Annotated in this window: 1 protein-coding gene; it reads right to left on the bottom strand. The window is 59.4% G+C overall.

All coding sequences use genetic code 11. From position 1 onward, the window contains the following. A partial coding sequence (locus tag CSQ89_RS21705; protein WP_143747140.1) for a hemagglutinin repeat-containing protein occupies nucleotides 1-848 on the bottom strand: 848 nt, incomplete at both ends.

Raw genomic sequence — 848 nt, 5'->3', positions numbered from 1 at the left:
GGGTTTGCAAGCCCTTGAGCAGGATATCGCCGCCGGTGTCGCCCTTGGCGTCGGCCTCGCCCCCTGTAGCTTTGAACTGCAATGTGCCGCCATGTGATACCGAGGATTTGCGCACGGTTTCGCCATGCGCGCTGTCGGTGCTTTCCTGCCGGGTGGTGCCCAAACTGAGGGTGACCTTGCCCGCTATCCCGCCTTTGCCGTCTTTGTCGTCACTCTTCTTGGCGCTTTCAATCATCTGTGCCAAGTCTTTGGTCGCATAGGCTGACTTGGCGGCCAGTAGGGCTTTTAGGCGGGGGTTGTCGGTTTCAACCGCGCGCGTCAGGCCTTTGCCAAGGGAGGCAACGGCATCGGCCTGTTTGCTTTGCGCGCCCACCCGCAGGCCTTTTGACTCGGTGTAACTACGGGTTTTCGCATCAACGGTATCGACCACCGAATAGACTTTTACATCCCGCCCTTTGCCAATCACATCACCCTTGGCCTGCAACTGCGCACCATAGGTGCTCAACGTCCCTTTCTTGGCCATGAGCGCCACGTTGCCGTTGAGACTGCCTACCATGCTGGTGGCGTGAGTAACCGAATGCTGGGTGTCTTCCTTGCCCTGCTTGTGTTTGCCTGCGGTGAGCTGCGGGCGTGAACCGGAACCGGTCGACATCAGGCCGGTCTTGGTGATTTCTTGCTTATGGGTTTCGTCGTGCGTCTGCGTGACGGTGCCCAGTGTCAAGTGACGGTCGGCTTCCAGCAGCACATCGTGCGTGCCCACCACGCTGCTGCCCATCAGATTAAGGTCTTGCCCCGCCTTGAAGTACACCGTATCACCGCTGAGCACACTGCCGATCGCGGTAGTGGAG

The sequence above is a fragment of the Chitinimonas sp. BJB300 genome, assembly GCF_002735695.1.
GTDB lineage: Bacteria > Pseudomonadota > Gammaproteobacteria > Burkholderiales > Chitinimonadaceae > Chitinimonas.
Note: the sequence above shows the minus strand (reverse complement) of the source record. Positions and strands in the feature narration are given on the sequence as shown.